Raw genomic sequence first — 16636 nt, forward strand, 5'->3', positions numbered from 1 at the left:
ATGGGGGCGGTTCATGGACGGTCGGCCGGCTGGAGCATCGCAACTCGCCTGGCGCACCCTCCGCCCCGGGTCGCACTTCGCGGCGAGCGCGATCGACGCGACGTCGGTGTTCGACGAGACCGGCGACGGCTACCACCGTCGGCGCCTCCGCATCGCCCTCGCGATGAAGGGCGGCGTGAGCCTCGCGGTCTGGATCGGCGGCGCGGTCGCCGAGCTCGACGTGCTCCGCCGCATCCGCATCATCGAGGGCTCTCCCGAACCCGACGGCGGACGCGGGCGTCCTCGTGCGGCGTACTACGGCGGCGACGACCCCGAGGAGCTCGAGCGCGCACGCCGCTACGCGGAGCTGCTCGACCGGCACGGCTACGACCGCGTCGAGATCGACGTGCTCGCGGGCGCGAGCGCCGGGGGCCTCAACGCCGTCCTCTTCGGCGTCGCCCAGCTCGGCGGCTCCACGATGGACGGCGTCTTCGACCTCTGGGAGCGCGCCGGCGCGGTCTGGGATCTGCTCCGCCCCTCCGGCACGACCCGCATCGACTCGGTCCTCGACGGCGACGGCTTCTTCTGGAAGGCCGCCCGCGACGCGCTCGAGTCCATCCGGGCCGAGCAGTCGGTGCCCGACTCGGTGCGTCCGACCCGGCTCACGATCGACCTGTCGGCGACCATGCTCGAGACCGCCGGCGAGTCCGAACGCGGCACGCGCGAGGGCCGCGCCCACTTCCACTTCGTCGGCGGCTCGCAGACCGGCGACGCCGAACGGGAGCGCCGCCGCATCCCGCTGCCCAGCGCCTCCACCGAGGATCCGGACGGCGTCGACGACGACCTCGACCGACTCGCCTACGCCGCCCGCAGCACCTCCTCGTTCCCCGGGGCGTTCGAGCCCGCCAAGATCTACTCGACCGCGCCGCTGCGCGTCCCCGCGGATGCGCGCCTGTCCGGTATCCCCGGACCGGCGCACCCGCTCGATTTCAGCAGAGCGTTCCACGCCCACCGCGAGCTCCGCCCCAGCTACCAGCATCCGCGGCTCGACCCGTTCCGCGTCGTCGACGGCGGCGCGACCGACAACGTGCCGATCGACCGGGCGATGCGCACGGTGCTCGATCGCGTCGCCGACGGCGCCGTCACCCGGATGCTCGTCTACCTGGACCCGAGCCCGAAACCGGACCTCGCCGGGCTGCGCCCGCCGGCCCGCTACGACGGCCTGCCGCCGATCCGACCCGGCAACGGCGCCCCGCCGACCTCGGCCGACCCGAAGTCCGCGCTGTTCGGCACCGTGCTGACGAGCCTCGGGCGCATGTTCGGGCGGGAGTCCAAGGACGAGGAGGTCGACGAGGTCGATCGCCTACGCCGTCGGCTCGCCACGGAGCGGATGCGCGAGGCCCCGCTCGGCGTCCTCCTCGCCCGCGGCCGGCCCGACCCCGACGACCTCGGCGCCGCGTACCTGCGCACCCGGGCGACCGCCGACGCGCAGCAGTTCGCCGAACTGCTCGCCGAGCCGTCCCGGTGGCAGCTCACCGCCCGCATCCGGGGCCGGCGGCGCATCGCCCCGTGGGACCGGTCGGGGCTGCTCGCACTGGAGCGCGTCTTCCACACGTCCTACGCGACCGCCGAGCCCTGGCAGCGCGCGGCGATCCGCCTCGGCCCGCAGGCCCGTGTCGACGCGTGCCGCACCCTGCTCGCCTGGATCCGGGCGATCGAAGGGGCCGCGGAACGATCGCCGGGCGGCATCCCCGGTCTCGACGATCGCGTCGCCGCCGGGCTCCGCGCCTCGCTCCGCGACGAACTGGGCCGACGGATGTCGCTCGCGCTCGCCGAGCGCGACGGCGCGCTCTTCGACGCCGTCGCCGGCTGCACCGCGCCGGACCCGGCCGCGCTCGCCGCCGAGTGGCTCCGGCGGAACGTCGGCGTCGAGTGGGACCCGGCCTACGACCGGCTCGTCGCCGGACTGCGCGAACTCTCGGACGCCGTCGCCGAGTCGGGCGCCGAGTCCTGGGAGGCCACGCCCTGGGCGGCGCTGCGCCGCCTCGAGTCCGCCGCCCCGGACCTCGCGCCGACGATCGCCGTCCGCGGCATCCCGCTGAACCTGGCCTCGTTGCGCTACGACGAGATCACCGCCGAGGAGACGGACATCGCTCTCGCCCGGGCCGTTCCCGGCGTCGATGCGGCAGCCCTCCGAGAACGCCAGGCGCGTCGGGGCTTCCGGGCGCTGCTCGGGCTGCCCCACGCCGACCTGCTCGACCTCGCCAGTCCGGGGCCGCAACGCGTCGTGCCCTACGTCGCGCGTGTCGTCGAGACCGAGCGGCTGCTGCCGACAACGAAGCTCGGCGGCGCGTCGCTCGCGAACTTCGCCGGGTTCCTCAGCCGTGACTGGCGCAGCGACGACTGGTGGTGGGGCCGACTGGACGCCGCCGCCGGCATCGTCCGCATCCTCGACGGCCTCGGCGCCGGAGACGGATCGGCGTCCGCCGCCGCGGACGAGGGGTCCCGCTTCGCGCAGCGCGTCGCCGTGCAGACTTCGCTCGTCCGGCAGCGCGCCGGATCGGTCCCTGCGGCCGGCCCCGCAGACGGCAGTGCCGCGACGCCGGCCGTCCGACAGCCCGACCTCGGCGACGAGGAGCGCGCGGGGCTGCCCGCACTCGATGCGGGCTACCGGGTCGCCGTGCTCTCCCGGCTCGTGCGCCTGCTGCCGCTCGCGCTCGAGCGCGGCGCGTTCGCCCGCGCCGTCGTCTGGGTGCTGCGTCCGGCCCTCGCGGTCGTGCCGGCCGTCGCAGATCCGCCGCGGCTCGCCGTCGTCGCGGCGCTCGCCGTCGCCCCGATCGTCGTGCTCGCACCGCCCGCGGGCGCGGGGCTCGACCTCGTCGCCGCGACCGCGCAGCTCCTGCTCTGCGCCCTCGCGCTCGGCATCGCCGCAGCCGCCGTCGGCCGCACCCGCTCGCAACGGGAGGCCGTCCTCAAGACGCTGGATCCGGAGCGGCAGTACCTCGTCGGCCCCGTCTCGACCGGCGCGGGCTGGATCGCCGCACCGGCCGCCGCGACCGCGCTCCTGGTCGCACTCGACGCGCTGCACGCATGGAGCATCCTGCCGTTGCTCGACCGTCTGCCGCCCGCCCTGCCCTGGCTGCTCGCGATCCTCGTGGTCGTGCTCGCGGCGCTGCCCGGCCTGCGGGCGAACCGCCCGCGGGTCCGTCACGCGCGCGGCCGCTGGCGCCGTTGGGGGTACGCCCTCGCGGGCGCGATCCTCGGAGCGGCGGGCGTCCTCGGCTCGATCGGACTCCCGTCCGCGCCGTGGCTGCCCGCGGCGGCCGGCGGCCTGCTCGGGCTCGCGGCGGCCCTCGCCCTCACGCTCGGCTGGCTGACCGGCCGTGCACCGAACGCGCCGCGGGTCGCCCGCATCGGCATCGGCGTACTGCTCGAGACGTGCCTCGTCGCCGCGCTCGCCGCGGCCGCGCCGCTCGCGCTGTGGGAGGCCGCACCCGAGTGGCGCGGCTGGCTCGTCGTCGGTGCGATCTGGCTCTGGGGCACGGCGCTGTGGTGGCTGCCCCAGCTCTTCCCGTGGCCCTCGGGCGATCTGCGCTATCGGCCGGACGACTCGGCGCGGGCGCCGGAGTTCCGGCCCCGGTAGGCGCCGGCACGGTCGTCCGGAAACGACGAACGCCCCCGGCGGCCCGAAGGCGGCGGGGGGCGTTCGCAAGAAGCTCGCGGTATCCCGAAGAGCCGTGTTCTCTCGAGGAGGACTTAGCGGCGCAGGCCGAGGCGCTCGATGAGCGAACGGTAGCGGTTGATGTCCACATCGGCGAGGTAGCCGAGCAGACGGCGGCGCTGACCGACCAGGAGGAGCAGGCCACGACGCGAGTGGTGGTCGTGCTTGTGCTCCTTGAGGTGCTCGGTGAGGTCCTTGATCCGCTTGGTCAGGATCGCGACCTGGACCTCGGGGGACCCGGTGTCACCGGGGTGCGTCGCGTACTCTTCGATGATCGCCTTCTTGACGTCTGCATCCAGTGCCATAGAGGGATCCCCTTTCTCTCGTTGCGCGCTGCTCCGGACCTGTTGTCCGGGGCTCTCTTCGTGCGCGGCCGTCGTGACGGCAACCTGAAGAGTCTACCAGTGTTTCCAGCTCGTGACGAACGCCCACAGGCGGCGGCCAGGTCGGTCGCCCGGCTCGGCGCCCTGCGCTCAGTGGACGGTCAGCCCGCGGGCGAGGAACTGCGACCGCACCCGGTCGATCAGCGCGGGTTCGGGCGGACGCACGTCGTCGAGCGCGTACGGCCGGTCGAGCTTCGCCCACTTGTCGCGGCCCATCTGATGGAACGGCAGCACCTCGACGCGCGCGACGTTGTCCCAGCCGGCGACGAGGTCGGCGACGGCTTCCACGTTCTCCCACGCGTCGGTGAGGCCGGGCACGAGCACGAAGCGCACCCACACCCGGGTGCCGCGCTCGGCGAGCCGCTTCCCGAACTCGAGGGTCGGCGCCAGCTCCCGCTCGGTGACGTCCCGGTAGGTCTCGGGCAGCCCCGACTTGACGTCGAGCAGCACGAGGTCGGTGTCGGCGAGCAAGGCGTCGGATGCCCGTCGACCGAGATACCCGGACGTATCGAGAGCCGTGCGGATGCCGCGCTCGCGCAGTTCGCGGAACAGGCGCTCCACGAACTTCGACTGCAGCAGCGGCTCGCCGCCGGAGATCGTGACGCCGCCGCCCGTGGCGTCGAAGACCCGACGATATCGCTCGGCGAGCCGCACGATCTCCTCGAGCTCGGTCAGCCGCCCGTCCCGCTCGTACCAGGTGTCGGGATTGTGGCAGTACTTGCAGCGCAGCGGGCATCCGGCCAGGAAGACGGTCAGCCGGGTGCCGGGACCGTCCACGGCGGTCACGAGCTCCCACGAGTGGACGCTCGCGACCTCGCCCGACCGCCGCGCGAGCAGGCGCTCGGTGCGGTCGAGTTCGACGGGGGGCAGCCCCCGCGAGGGCAGTCGCACGACGCTCATGATCAGGCCTGGTGGAAGGTGCGGCTGATGACGTCGAGCTGCTGCTCGCGCGTGAGGCGAACGAAGTTGACCGCATAGCCGGAGACGCGGATGGTCAGCTGCGGGTACTCCTCGGGGTGCTCCATGGCGTCGAGGAGCGTCTCGCGGTTCAGCACGTTGATGTTCACGTGGTAGCCGCCCTCCCCGGTGAAGGCGTCGAGGAGGCCGACGAGGTTCGTCACCTGCTCGTCCGTCGTGCGACCGAGTCCCTGCGGGACGACCGTGTTGGTGAGCGAGATGCCGTCCTGCGCCTCGTCGAAGGGCAGTTTCGCGACCGAGAGCGCCGACGCGAGCATCCCGTGGGTGTCACGGCCGTTCATGGGGTTGGCGCCGGGGGCGAAGGGTACGCCCGCGCGGCGGCCGTCGGGGGTGTTGCCGGTGGCCTTGCCGTAGACGACGTTCGAGGTGATGGTCAGCACCGATTGCGTGTGGGTCGCGCCGCGGTAGCTCGGGTACGTCCGCACCCGCTCCATGAACTCGTGCACGATCGCCGCGGCGATCTCGTCGACGCGGTCGTCGTCATTGCCGAAGGTCGGGAAATCGCCCTCGGTGACGTAGTCGACGATGAGGCCGTGCTCGTCGCGCACGGGGCGGACGGTCGCGTACTTGATCGCCGAGAGCGAGTCGGCCGCCACCGACAGGCCTGCGATGCCGCACGCGAGGGTGCGCAGCACGTCGCCGTCGTGGAGGGCCATCTCGAGGCGCTCGTACGCGTACTTGTCGTGCATGGCGTGGATGCAGTTGAGCGCCTCGACGTAGGTGCCGGCCAGCCAGTCGAGCAGCCCGAGGTAGGCGCTCCAGACGGTGTCGTAGTCGAGGACGTCGCCGGACATCGGCGCGGTCGCCGGGGCGACCTGCTTGCCGGTGATCTCGTCGCGGCCGCCGTTGATGGCGTAGAGGAGCGACTTCGCGATGTTCACGCGCGCGCCGAAGAACTGCATCTGCTTGCCGACCTGCATGGGCGACACGCAGCACGCGATGGCCGCATCGTCGCCGCAGAGCGCGCGGATGTCGTCATCCGATTCGTACTGGATGGCCGACGTGTCGATCGAGACCTGCGCGCAGAACCGCTTGAACCCGTCGGGGAGTCGGTCGCTCCAGAACACGGTGAGGTTCGGCTCCGGCGCGGGCCCGAGGTTGTAGAGCGTCTGGAGGTAGCGGAAGGAGTTCTTCGTCACGAGCGGTCGCTCGTCCTCCCCGATGCCGCCGATCGACTCGGTGACCCACGTCGGGTCGCCCGAGAAGAGCGCGTCGTACTCGGGGGTGCGGAGGAAGCGCACGATGCGCAGCTTGATGACGAGGTCGTCGATGAGCTCCTGCGCGAACTCCTCCGTGATTCGGCCGGCGGCGAGGTCGCGCTCGAGGTAGACGTCGAGGAAGGTCGCGTTGCGGCCGATCGACATCGCGGCACCGTTCTGCTCCTTCACCGCGCCGAGGTAGGCGAGGTAGAGCCACTGCACGGCCTCATGGGCGTCGCGAGCCGGGCGGCGGAGGTCCGCGCCGTACGACTCCCCCATCGCGATGAGCTCGCGCAGGGCCTTGATCTGCTCGGCGTTCTCCTCGCGGTCGCGGATGACGTCCTCGCTCGAGAACTTCGCGTCGAGCTCGGCGCGCTCGCCCTGCTTGGCGGCGATGAGCGCATCCACGCCGTAGAGGGCGACGCGGCGGTAGTCGCCGATGATGCGGCCTCGGCCGTAGGCGTCGGGCAGGCCGGTGACGATGTGGGAACTGCGGGCGCGACGGACGGCGGGCGGGTACACGTCGAAGACGCCGTCGTTGTGCGTCTTGCGGTACTTCGTGAAGATATCGCGGAGGTCGTCCGGCACCTCGTAGCCGTAGGTCGTGAGGGCGCCCTCGACCATGCGCCAGCCGCCGAAGGGCATGATGGCGCGCTTGAGCGGCGCATCCGTCTGGAGGCCGACGATGAGCTCGTTGCCCTCGTCGATGTAGCCGGGCGCGTGGGCGGTGATGCTCGAGGGGGTGCGAGTGTCGACGTCGTAGACGCCCTGCTCGCGCTCTTCGGGGAACAGCTCGGTCAGCTTCGACCAGATGCCGAGCGTGCGCTCGGTGGGGCCGGCGAGGAAGGCCGCGTCGCCCTCGTAGGGCGTGTAGTTGCGCTGGATGAAGTCGCGCACGTCGATGCCGTGCTGCCACGCGCCCTCGGCGAATCCCTCCCAGGCGTCCAGCCCTTCGGTTCCGCTCGCCCGGCTGCGGCTCGGCGTGGTGATCGTCATGTCGACTCCCTTCGTCCGACGGTCGGTGACCGTCGGCGGCTCCTGCGGCGGGCCCGAACGGACGGCCGCGTCGCGCTCAGGTGCGTCATTATTGTTGAACAATTAGGCACGTTCAGCCTAGTCCTCGTTTTGTTCGACAATCAAGCGGAACGGACGATCGGCGAGTCGGCCGCAGCATCGGCCGATGCTCGTCGGATGCCCCGCAACTGCGGTAGAGAGGGGGCATGGTGTTCGCGATCAAACGGATCTACGACCCGGCCGACCCGGCCGACGGCACCCGGATCCTCGTCGACCGGCTGTGGCCGCGCGGCGTCTCCAGAGAGCGCGCCGAGCTCGACGAGTGGGCCAAGGACGTGTCGCCCTCCCCCGAGCTCCGCACCGAATGGCACCACGACCCCGACCGCTTCGACGAGTTCGCGGCGCGCTACCGCGCGGAGCTCGACGACAACCCGGCCGCAGCGGATCTGCTCGCGCGCAGCGCCTCCGATGCGCACGTGACCCTGCTCTTCGGCGCGCGCGACCGCCTCGTCAATCACGCCCACGTGCTGCTCGACTGGCTCCGCCACCACGGCGCGGAGGTCGAGGAGCCGGCGCCGCCGGTCGAGCCCCCGCCGGTCGAGTAGGCGCGCACCGCCCCCGCTGGTCGAGTAGGCGCGAAGCGCCGTATCGAGACCCCGCGACCCGCCCTCCCGCTGGTCGAGCAGGCGCGAAGCGCCGTATCGAGACCCCGCGACCCCTTCCGCCGGTCGAGTAGGCGCGCAGCGCCGTATCGAGACCCCGCGACCCGCCTTCCCCCGCCGGGGTCTCGATACGCTTCGCTACTCGACCAGCGAGGTCTCGATACGCTTCGCTACTCGACCAGCGAGGTCCGGCCTCGACGGCTTCGCCGGCGCGACGATCCCGGGGCTCCAGGCGGGCCTCCCGACGGAGGCGTTCGCCGAGCGGCTCGGCATCCGCGTCGGTGACTGAGCACGGACGCCCGGGCTCACCCGAGCTCGGCCTCGAGCCCGGCGAGCCGCGCCGCCGGGCTCCCGCCCAGCTCGACGACCCGCGCGCCGCCGGTCAGGTCGATGTCGTCGGCGAGGTCGAGCAGCGCGCCGTCCATCGCCGCGCGGAGCTCCGGATCCTCGTCCTCCGGCACGCGGATGCCCGCTTCCAACGGCAGCAGCACGAGCAGGTCGACGTTCGACATGGCCCGCGCGGCGAGATCGACACCCTGCTCGAACAGCGCGCCCGCGCGCCCCGGCCGCCCGAGCGCGTCGAGCGCCGCGAGATAGGCGAGGAAGTCGAGCGGCCCGCGCTCGGCGATCGCCCGCTCCGCCGGCGCGAGCGCGATGAGCCGCGCACTCGCGATGCGGAGCTGCGCGGCGAACACCCCGGCATCCGGCTCGTCGCCCGCGTCGTCGACGAACTCGAACGGGTCGGCGAGCACCTCGAACCCCGGATGCCGGTCGGCGAACGCGTCGACGAGCGTCGACTTGCCGCTCGCATGGGTGCCGGAGACGACGATGCGCATGCGGCGATGCTATCGGCGGGCCTTGCGTCGCACGCTGCGGGTTCGTATTGCTTCTCCACTACCTCGACAAACGATACGAGGAGCCCAGCGCTCGAGCCCGGCGAGGAAGCCGGATACTGGCACTTGCACGCTGAGATCGAGGAGTCGGCTCCGGTGGTCGAGTAGGCGCGCCAGCGCCGTATCGGGGCCCCGTGACCACCCTTCCCGTGCGCCGACGACTTCCTCCAGCCAGTGAGCTTCTCGACCGCCGGGCACTCAACCGACGGGGTCTCGATACGCTGCGCTACTCGACCGACGGGTCTCGATACGCTTCGCTACTCGACCGACGGGGGTCTCGATACGCTTCGCTACTCGACCGACGGGGGCGCTACTCGACCAGCGGGGACGGCACCAGGAAGATCGGCGGCACGCCCGTGTGCGCGTAGACGATCACGAGGAAGACGACGAGGTCGAAGATCAGGTGCACCGTCAGCACGTAGGTGAGCGACTTCGTGAGGCGGAACGTCCAGCCCTGCACGAGGGCGAACGGGATCGTCAGCAGCGGGCCCCACGACTGGTAGCCGAGTTCCCAGAGGAACGAGACGAACACGACGGCCTGCAGCAGGTTCGCGAGCCAGTCGGGGAACCAGCGCCGCAGCAGCGCGAAGACCGTGCAGATGAAGAACAGCTCGTCCCACGTGCCGACGGCGTTGACGCCGACGAACAGCCGTGCGATCTCAGACGGCTCGGTCACCGTCGGCCAGTTCGTGTAGACGCCGCTCGTGATGAAGTAGAACGGCAGGATCAGCCAGCCGGCGAACGTCACGCCCAGGAGGTACGCCCACTGCACACGGGTCCAGGGCCAGGTCGCCCGCCAGGGGAAGCGGATGCGGTCGAGGCCGCGATCGCGGAAGACGAAGCGCTGCAGCAGGAACGGCACCGCCACGGCGAGCGAGAGCACGATGCCCATGCGCGCGATGTTGCCCCAGGAGATGTCGGCCTCGACCGAGATCGTCGAGATGATCGCCTGGCCGATCGCGATGAGCCCGAGATCGCGGGCGAGCCCGACCCGGGTGCCGGATGCCCGTGCGCGCCGGTCCACGAGGAGTGCCCAGGCGACGCCGAGCGCGAGCGCGATCCAGCCCGCCCAGACGACCTGCACCCCGAAGAGCAGCACGGCCGCCCCGACGACGAGCAGCGCGGGCCCGAGCCGCGCGGGCGCATCGCGGAGCGAGGGCGGCGGTGGCAGGAGCGTGGTGTCGGGCGTCGGCGCGGGCACGGGTCCACCCTGCCATGCGCGGCGCGCCGCCGCGCGGGTGCCGGGACGTCGGCGGTGGCTGCCACCATGCCTGCATGCCCTACGCGATCGTGCCCCCGTACCTGCTCCGCCGCGTCGCCGCCGCGGGCGACCACTACCCGACGGCCGCGGCCGCGGCCCGTCGTTCGCTGCGCGCCGGGGCGCCGAGCGAACCCGCACCGGTGCGCCCGTTCGACCCGTCGCAGTCCTACGCGCTGCCCGACTCCCCCTCGCAGCCGGACCGCCGCATCTCCGACGCCGGCGGCACCACGCGACTCCCGGGCCGCCTCGTGCGCCGCGAGGGCGAGCGCGCGACGGGCGACGAGGCGGTCGACGACGCCTACGACGGTCTCGGTGACACGCATCGCCTGTTCGACCAGGTCTACGGCCGCGACTCGATCGACGGCCGGGGCATGCCGCTCGAGGCGAGCGTGCACTACGGCCGCGACTACGACAACGCGTTCTGGGACGGCGCCCGCATGGTCTTCGGCGACGGCGACGGCGAGGTGTTCGCGGGCTTCGCGAACTCGCTCACGGTGATCGGCCACGAGCTCTCCCACGGCGTCGTCGAGCACACCGCGCGGCTCCGCTACGAGTACCAGTCCGGCGCCCTCAACGAGCACGTCGCCGACGTCTTCGGCTCGCTCGTCGAGCAGTACGCGCGGGGGCAGTCCGCCGAGACCGCCTCGTGGCTCGTCGGCGCCGAGGTCTTCACGGATGCCGTGGAGGGCAGGGCCCTCCGCTCGATGCTCGAGCCCGGCACGGCCTACGACGACGACGTGCTCGGCCGCGACCCCCAGCCCGCCCACTTCGACGACTTCATCGACACCGACGAGGACAACGGCGGCGTGCACCTGAACTCGGGCATCCCGAACCGCGCGTTCGCGCTCGCCGCGCGCGCGGCCGGCGGGTTCGCGTGGGAGGGCGTCGGGCGCGTCTGGTACGACGTCCTCGTCTCCGGCGAGCTCGCCGAGAACGCGAAGTTCGCCGCGTTCGCCGACCTCACGATCGCGGCGGCCGTCCGTCGATACGGCGTCGGCTCGGCGATCGCCGCAGCGGTGCGCTCCGGCTGGGAGACCGTCGGCGTGCCGGTGGCCGCGGCGGAACCGGCCCGTTGAGCGCGCCGGAATCTGGCCGACTCGCGGCATCGGCGCGTAGCATCCGTGCCATGGATGTCGTCGTCGTGCGATCGGGCGGGCTCGCCGGCCTGCGCACCGAGTGGCGCGTCGACGTCGGCGCGCAGCCCGACGCCGACGAGTGGGACGGGCTGCTCCGGTCGCTGCCGTGGCGCACGGCCACGTCGACCGCCCCGACGCCCGACCGCTACGTCTACCGCATCTCCTGCGCGTCGCACGAGGCGACCCTCGGCGAGGGGCAGCTCACCGGACCGTGGCGGAGCCTCGTCGACCGGGTGCAGCAGACGGTCGAGCCGACGCGTCGTTCGCGGCCGCCTGCACGACCCCGATCGCGATGAGGCCCTGCGCCGCGGTGTAGGTCAGCATCACGACGAGGCCGTTGAGGGCGAACGCGTACCAGCCGTCGCCGAAGCGGTCGAGGGCGAGCAGGCTGTCCGAGACGAGGAACAGCGCGCCGCCGGCGGCGAGCACGGGGGTGAGCCGGGCCGACATGGCCGCCATTGTCGCGAGAACTCCGGCATACACGAGCACCGGGCCGACAAGGCTCCCGAGACCGGTCCACAGCGAGATCGCCAGGCCGACGACCGCGATCGGGTACAGCAGGGTCCACGGCGGCAGACGGCGCGCGCGGGCGCCGCGGCCCAGCACGACGAAGGCCGCGATGTACGCCACGTGGGCGAGCAGGAACGCTCCGAGCCCGACCACGAACATCACCCCGCCGTCGAACGTGAGCAGCGAGTCCCCCGCCCACGACGCCAGGATGCCGGCCACGAGCAGCGCGACCGCCGCGGGCCGGGCCGGGCGGCGCAGGCGCACGGCGACGAGCACCGAGCCGGCGAGCACGGGCATGAGCAGGTACTTGCTGAGGCGGGCGGCCTCGTCGAAGCCGCCCGCGATGCAGGCGAGATGGAGCCCGGCGACGAGCAGGTACGGCAGGAACGCCAGCAGCATCGGGAGGCCGGGGCGGGCGGCCGCGTCGAGGTCGGTCGGCGCGGGCTCGCGCCCGGCACGGGCGGCAGCGCCCAGGGAGTCGGTCACTTCGTCGTGTCCTTCGGGTCGGCGGATCCCCGCCATGCTAGCCGCGCCGGCGGCGGGACGCGCGTCGGCCCCGGGAGCGGACTCCCGGGGCCGACGTCACGAGGTGTCGCTCAGGCGACGCCCTTGAGGTCGATGACGAAGATCAGGGTCTGGCCGGACAGCGGGTGGCCGCCGCCCGCGGGGCCGTAGGCGAGCGCCGGCGGCACGGTGAGCTTGCGGCGTCCGCCGACCTGCATGCCGGGGATGCCCTCCTGCCAGCCCTTGATGAGGCGGTTCAGCGGGAAGTTCACCGACTGGCCGCGGCTCCACGACGAGTCGAACTCCTCGCCGCTCTCGTACTCCACGCCGAGGTAGTGCACGTCGACGGTCGACCCCGCGGTCGCCTCAGCGCCGTCGCCGACGACGATGTCTTCGATCACGAGTTCCGCGGGCGCCGGGCCCTCGGGAGCGTCGATCTCGGGCTTGCTGTTCGTATCGGTCATGCACCCAGTCAAGCCCACATCGGGCGGATGCGGCAACGCGGGGCCGCTCGTCCGGGACCGGTTGCGCGGAGCGCGAACACTGCGGATCCTGGTTGTACGAACCCGCCCGATCGAGTCGGCTGTCGGCACTGCCACACCACCGTCGGGCGGGTTTCATATCGCCCGCCGGCAGCCCCGTCAGTCGTGCGACGAGGCGCACCGAGTCCGGGCGGCACCGTTCGAGGTCTCGATACGCCGTCTTCGCGCCGGCTCCTCGACCGACGAGTGCGCTCGCGACCCGAACGTCAGGCCAGCAGACGCATCCGGGCGTCCTCGATGCGGTCGAGGAGCGCGCGCTCGTCGGCGCGCGCGGCGAGGTCGTCGCCGCCGTCGAGCATCCGCTGCCGGGTGAACGCGAGGTGGGTCGAGTCGGCGATGAGCGAGCGCATGACGTCGGCCCGCGGCGGGCGGAGCGCGGCGGCCCAGTCGATCGCGTTCCGTCGGCCCTCGGTCGTCGCGAGCATCCGCACCTCGCCCGGGGTGAACCAGCCGGCCTCGCCGTATTCGGCGAGCCGGTCGAAGGTCGTGCGCGCCTCCGTGGTGCGCAGGTGCAGCACGAACGCGATGACGGCGACGAAGAGCGGCACCTGCACGACCGCGTAGTACGTCGGGTAGTCGTCGACGAGCAGCAGCGCGGCGTTGTAGCCGCCGTGCAGCAGCATCGCCCCGAGGAGGCCGACGAGGTAGGCGCCCGTGACGACGGCTGGTCCGCGTCTCGCGGCCCAGCCGAGGGCGATGCCGACGCACGCCGTGAAGACGACGTGCGCGAACGGCGAGAACAGCCCGCGGATGACGAAGGTCGCCCCGAGGGCGTCCCCGCCTCGGCCGAGCGCGTCGGCGAAGTAGAGGATGTTCTCGCTGAACGCGAAGCCCGCCGCGACCGTCGCCGCGTAGACGACGCCGTCGAGCGGGCCGTCCCAGTTCGTGCGCCAGACGAGGAAGATGAGCAGCACGCCGAGCCCCTTGACGCCCTCCTCCACGATCGGCGCCTGGATCGCCGTGGAGAGGAAGCGGGCCGTCGCATCGTCGTCCGCGATGCGGCCGAACGCGGACTGCGCCCACGCGTCGAAGATGAGGGCCGCCGCGACCGAGACCGCCGCCCCCCACAGGAACGCGAACCAGCGCGCCCAGCGCGGCTCCGGCTCCCACCGGTCGACCCAGCGGATCGAGAACAGCACGATCGCGAGCGGCACGAGCGCCAGCAGGAACGAGACCGCGACCCCGAAGAAGCCGATGCCCGAGATGAAGTACACGAGCAGCAGCACGGCGACGACGGCCGTCAGGGCGATGCCGACCCCCGCGACCCAGACGCCGCGCGCGCGCGAGGTACGACGACGTGCGGCCGAGCGCACGGCATCGATCCACGCCGACTGATCCGGCTCCGCCGCGTGCGCCCCCTGCCCCACAGTCAGGAGCCTAGGACATGCCCGGCTCGAACATGACGTCCGGATTGAGGATGCCGCTCGGGTCGAAGAGCGACTTGATGCGGCGCTGCCACTCGACCTGCTCGGGCCCGAGCTCGTCGGCCAGCCAGCGCCGCTTGAGCACGCCGACCCCGTGCTCGCCCGTGAGCGTGCCGCCGAGCGCGAGCGCCGCGCGGAAGAGCTCGTCGGCCGCCGACCACACCGCATCGTCGGGCTCGTCGCCCTCGACGACGAAGTTCGGATGCAGGTTGCCGTCGCCCGCGTGCGCGATCGTCGGGATCGGGATGCCCGTGCGCGCGCTGATCGCCTCGATCGCCCGGAACATCGCCGGCAGCGCGGAGCGCGGCACCGAGACGTCCTCGATGAGCACGCTCCCCCGCGCTTCGAGGGCGCCGTGGAAGGCGCGGCGGATCGCGAGGAGCCGCTCGCCCGTCGCGGCATCCTCGGTCAGCTCCACTCGGCCGCCGTGCGAGGCGAAGGCCGCGAGCACCCCGGCTGCTTCCTCGGCGGCGCCCCGGCCGTCGCATTGCGCGACGACGAACGACTCCCCCGGGGCGACGTCGGCCGCCGGCGTGCCGGCGAGGGCATCCGGGCCGAGGAAGTCCGCGACGCGCGAGAAGGCATCGGCGCCCATCAGTTCCAGGATCGACGGGGCCAGCCGCGCCGCCGTGACGGCGCTGCACGCGCTCGCCGCGGCTTCGACGTCGGGGAAGGCGGCCGCGACGGTCACCGGAGCGCCCGGCGGCAGCGGCCGCACCCGCACGGTCGCCTCCACGATCACGCCGAGCGTGCCCTCCGAGCCGGTGAAGAGCGCGGTGAGGTCGTAGCCGGCGACGCCCTTGACGGTGCGCCGCCCCGTGCGGAGCAGCGTGCCGTCGGCGAGCACGATCGAGAGGCCCAGCACCGCCTCGCGCGTCACGCCGTACTTGGCGCAGAGCAGCCCGCCCGCGTTCGTGGCGATGTTCCCGCCGATCGAGCAGATCGCGCGGCTCGCCGGGTCGGGCGCGTACCAGAGCCCCAGCGGTGCGAGCGCATCGTTCAGGTCGCCGTTGAGCACGCCCGCCTCGACGACGGCGATGCCGTCGGCCGCGTCGATCTCGAGGATGCGGTCGAGCCCGGCGAGGTCGAGCACGAGCCGCCCGGCTCCGCCCATGGCGCCGCCCGCGAGCCCGGTGCCGGCACCGCGGGGCACGACGGGGAGGCCGCGTGCGTGCGCGATCCGCAGGCACTGCTGAACGTCGGCGACCGAATGCGCCCGCACGAGCGCCATCGGGCGACCGGTCGCGCGCTGTCCGGACTTGTCGGCGCGGGCCGCCTCGAGGGACCGGGCATCGGTCGCGACGTCGAGCCCCGCCCCCGTCATCTCCGCGAGGAGGCTCGGATCGGCGGGTTGCGGCGCGGTCGACGGAGTCATCCGTTCAGGCTACGACGCGCGTCGCTCAGCGCATCCCGGGCACCGCAACTGCGGATTCCCACAACATCCGCCCGCGTTCCGGAGCCCGGAGGTCGACGGCTCCCGCCCCCTCGTCGGCACTACCGTGGAGAGCGTGAGATTCGCGCACCTCCGGACCGACGGCGACCCCGAGCCCAGACTGGTCGTGGTGCTCGGCGATCACGCGCTCTTCCTGGACGAATCGATGCCGGACGCGCCGCTCGACCTGCAGGAGCTCATCGAGCGCGGCGACGAGGGACTGGCTGCGGTGCGCGAGCACGTCGACCGCGCCACCGCCGACGGCAGCGCCGTCCTCCGCCCCGTCGAGGGCTTCCGCCACGCCTCCGCCGTCCTGCGCCCGCCGCACGTCCTCGCCGTCGGCGCCAACTACGCCGCGCACGCGAGCGAGCTGAAGCTGCGCAGCGAGACCGCGATGACGGTCTTCGCGCTGTGGCCGAACTCCCTGTCCGGGCACGGCCAGACGACGACCTGGCCCGACGACCTCACGCAGCAGGTCGACTACGAGGCCGAACTCGGCGTCATCATCGGCCGGCCGACGCGCAACGTCGCCGAGCGCGACGCCCTCGACTGCGTCTGGGGCTACACGGTCGTCAACGACATCACGGCCCGCGACATCCAGTTCTCGGAAGCCCAGTGGTCGCGCTGCAAGTCGTTCGACGGGTTCACGCCGACGGGGCCGGTCGTGGTCACCGCCGACGAGGTCGCCGACCCGCAGGACCTCTGGCTCACGACGAACGTCGACGGCCGCATCCTGCAGGACGGCTCGACGGGCGAGATGGTGCGCAGCGTCGCCGAGATCGTCGCCTACCTCTCGAAGTCCGCGACGATCCCGCCCGGCACGCTCATCTCGACGGGCAGCCCCGGCGGCGCCGGCTACTCGCGCAAGCCGCCGGTATTCCTCGGCGACGGCTCGACCGTCACCGTCTCGGTGGTCGGCATCGGCTCGCTGACGACCCACTGCCGGGTGGTCTGAGTGACCGGTCGGACGGACCGCGGGATGCGGCGTCGCCCGACCG

Annotated in this window: 14 protein-coding genes; 5 read left to right on the forward strand and 9 right to left on the reverse strand. The window is 72.9% G+C overall.

Annotation, left to right across the window (positions count from 1 at the left end; translation table 11 throughout):
* Nucleotides 1–13 precede the first annotated feature (13 nt).
* On the forward strand, nt 14–3622 hold the full coding sequence (locus GB864_RS05565) for a DUF3376 domain-containing protein (RefSeq protein WP_160423354.1): 3609 nt from the start codon (nt 14–16) through the stop codon (nt 3620–3622).
* 113 nt (nt 3623–3735) lie between these two features.
* Here the strand turns inward: GB864_RS05565 and rpsO are convergent, their stop codons facing one another.
* From rpsO to pflB, 3 genes are all read right to left on the reverse strand, one after another.
* Nucleotides 3736–4005, reverse strand: a complete 270-nt coding sequence (gene rpsO / locus GB864_RS05570) for a 30S ribosomal protein S15 (protein ID WP_160423355.1) — start codon at nt 4003–4005, stop codon at nt 3736–3738.
* Between the two features lie 168 nt (nt 4006–4173).
* Nucleotides 4174–4983 (reverse strand): pyruvate formate-lyase-activating protein, encoded by an 810-nt coding sequence (pflA, locus tag GB864_RS05575; RefSeq protein WP_160423356.1) that lies wholly within the window; start codon nt 4981–4983, stop codon nt 4174–4176.
* A 2-nt stretch (nt 4984–4985) separates the two neighbouring features.
* Nucleotides 4986–7256, reverse strand: coding sequence for a formate C-acetyltransferase (pflB, locus tag GB864_RS05580; RefSeq protein ID WP_160423357.1), 2271 nt, complete (start codon nt 7254–7256; stop codon nt 4986–4988).
* A 224-nt stretch (nt 7257–7480) separates the two neighbouring features.
* On the opposite strand from pflB, the gene GB864_RS05585 reads away from it, so the two are divergent.
* The gene (locus GB864_RS05585; protein WP_160423358.1) at nt 7481–7879 is read left to right on the forward strand and encodes a DUF488 domain-containing protein; all 399 of its coding nucleotides are present in this window, start codon (nt 7481–7483) and stop codon (nt 7877–7879) included.
* A gap of 362 nt (nt 7880–8241) precedes the next feature.
* Here GB864_RS05585 and GB864_RS05590 read toward each other — a convergent pair whose 3' ends face one another.
* Both GB864_RS05590 and GB864_RS05595 read right to left on the reverse strand, forming a co-directional pair.
* Nucleotides 8242–8772 carry an AAA family ATPase gene (locus tag GB864_RS05590; protein ID WP_160423359.1) on the reverse strand — a complete coding sequence of 177 codons (531 nt, stop codon included), beginning with the start codon at nt 8770–8772 and terminating at the stop codon, nt 8242–8244.
* Nucleotides 8773–9139: 367 nt separating this feature from the next.
* Nucleotides 9140–10000 carry a CPBP family intramembrane glutamic endopeptidase gene (locus GB864_RS05595; protein ID WP_160423381.1) on the reverse strand — a complete coding sequence of 287 codons (861 nt, stop codon included), beginning with the start codon at nt 9998–10000 and terminating at the stop codon, nt 9140–9142.
* A 104-nt stretch (nt 10001–10104) separates the two neighbouring features.
* Between GB864_RS05595 and GB864_RS05600 the strand changes: the two genes are divergently transcribed.
* Together GB864_RS05600 and GB864_RS05605 are read left to right on the forward strand one after the other, a co-directional pair.
* Complete coding sequence (locus tag GB864_RS05600) at nt 10105–11166, forward strand: M4 family metallopeptidase (protein WP_160423360.1); 1062 nt, start codon at nt 10105–10107, stop codon at nt 11164–11166.
* A 50-nt stretch (nt 11167–11216) separates the two neighbouring features.
* Nucleotides 11217–11522: a protealysin inhibitor emfourin gene (locus tag GB864_RS05605; RefSeq protein ID WP_160423361.1), complete on the forward strand. Its 306-nt coding sequence runs from the start codon at nt 11217–11219 to the stop codon at nt 11520–11522.
* Here GB864_RS05605 and GB864_RS05610 read toward each other — a convergent pair.
* From GB864_RS05610 to GB864_RS05625, 4 genes are all read right to left on the reverse strand, one after another.
* A complete protein-coding gene (locus GB864_RS05610) occupies nt 11428–12222 on the reverse strand; it encodes a lysoplasmalogenase family protein (RefSeq protein ID WP_160423362.1) in 795 nt (264 codons plus the stop codon). The genes GB864_RS05605 and GB864_RS05610 overlap by 95 nt on opposite strands.
* Before the next feature lie 110 nt (nt 12223–12332).
* Nucleotides 12333–12704, reverse strand: coding sequence for an FKBP-type peptidyl-prolyl cis-trans isomerase (locus tag GB864_RS05615; protein ID WP_160423363.1), 372 nt, complete (start codon nt 12702–12704; stop codon nt 12333–12335).
* 284 nt (nt 12705–12988) lie between these two features.
* On the reverse strand, nt 12989–14149 hold the full coding sequence (locus tag GB864_RS05620) for a PrsW family intramembrane metalloprotease (RefSeq protein ID WP_336603890.1): 1161 nt from the start codon (nt 14147–14149) through the stop codon (nt 12989–12991).
* Nucleotides 14150–14159: 10 nt separating this feature from the next.
* Entirely contained in the window at nt 14160–15581 is a 1422-nt protein-coding gene (locus GB864_RS05625) for an FAD-binding oxidoreductase (protein WP_202106997.1), read from the reverse strand.
* 133 nt (nt 15582–15714) lie between these two features.
* On the opposite strand from GB864_RS05625, the gene GB864_RS05630 reads away from it, so the two are divergent.
* Entirely contained in the window at nt 15715–16593 is an 879-nt protein-coding gene (locus GB864_RS05630; RefSeq protein WP_160423364.1) for a fumarylacetoacetate hydrolase family protein, read from the forward strand.
* The last annotated feature ends 43 nt before the right edge of the window (nt 16594–16636 follow it).

Origin of the sequence: Agromyces seonyuensis, assembly GCF_009789225.1 — a bacterium.
Classification (GTDB): Bacteria; Actinomycetota; Actinomycetes; order Actinomycetales; family Microbacteriaceae; genus Agromyces; species Agromyces seonyuensis.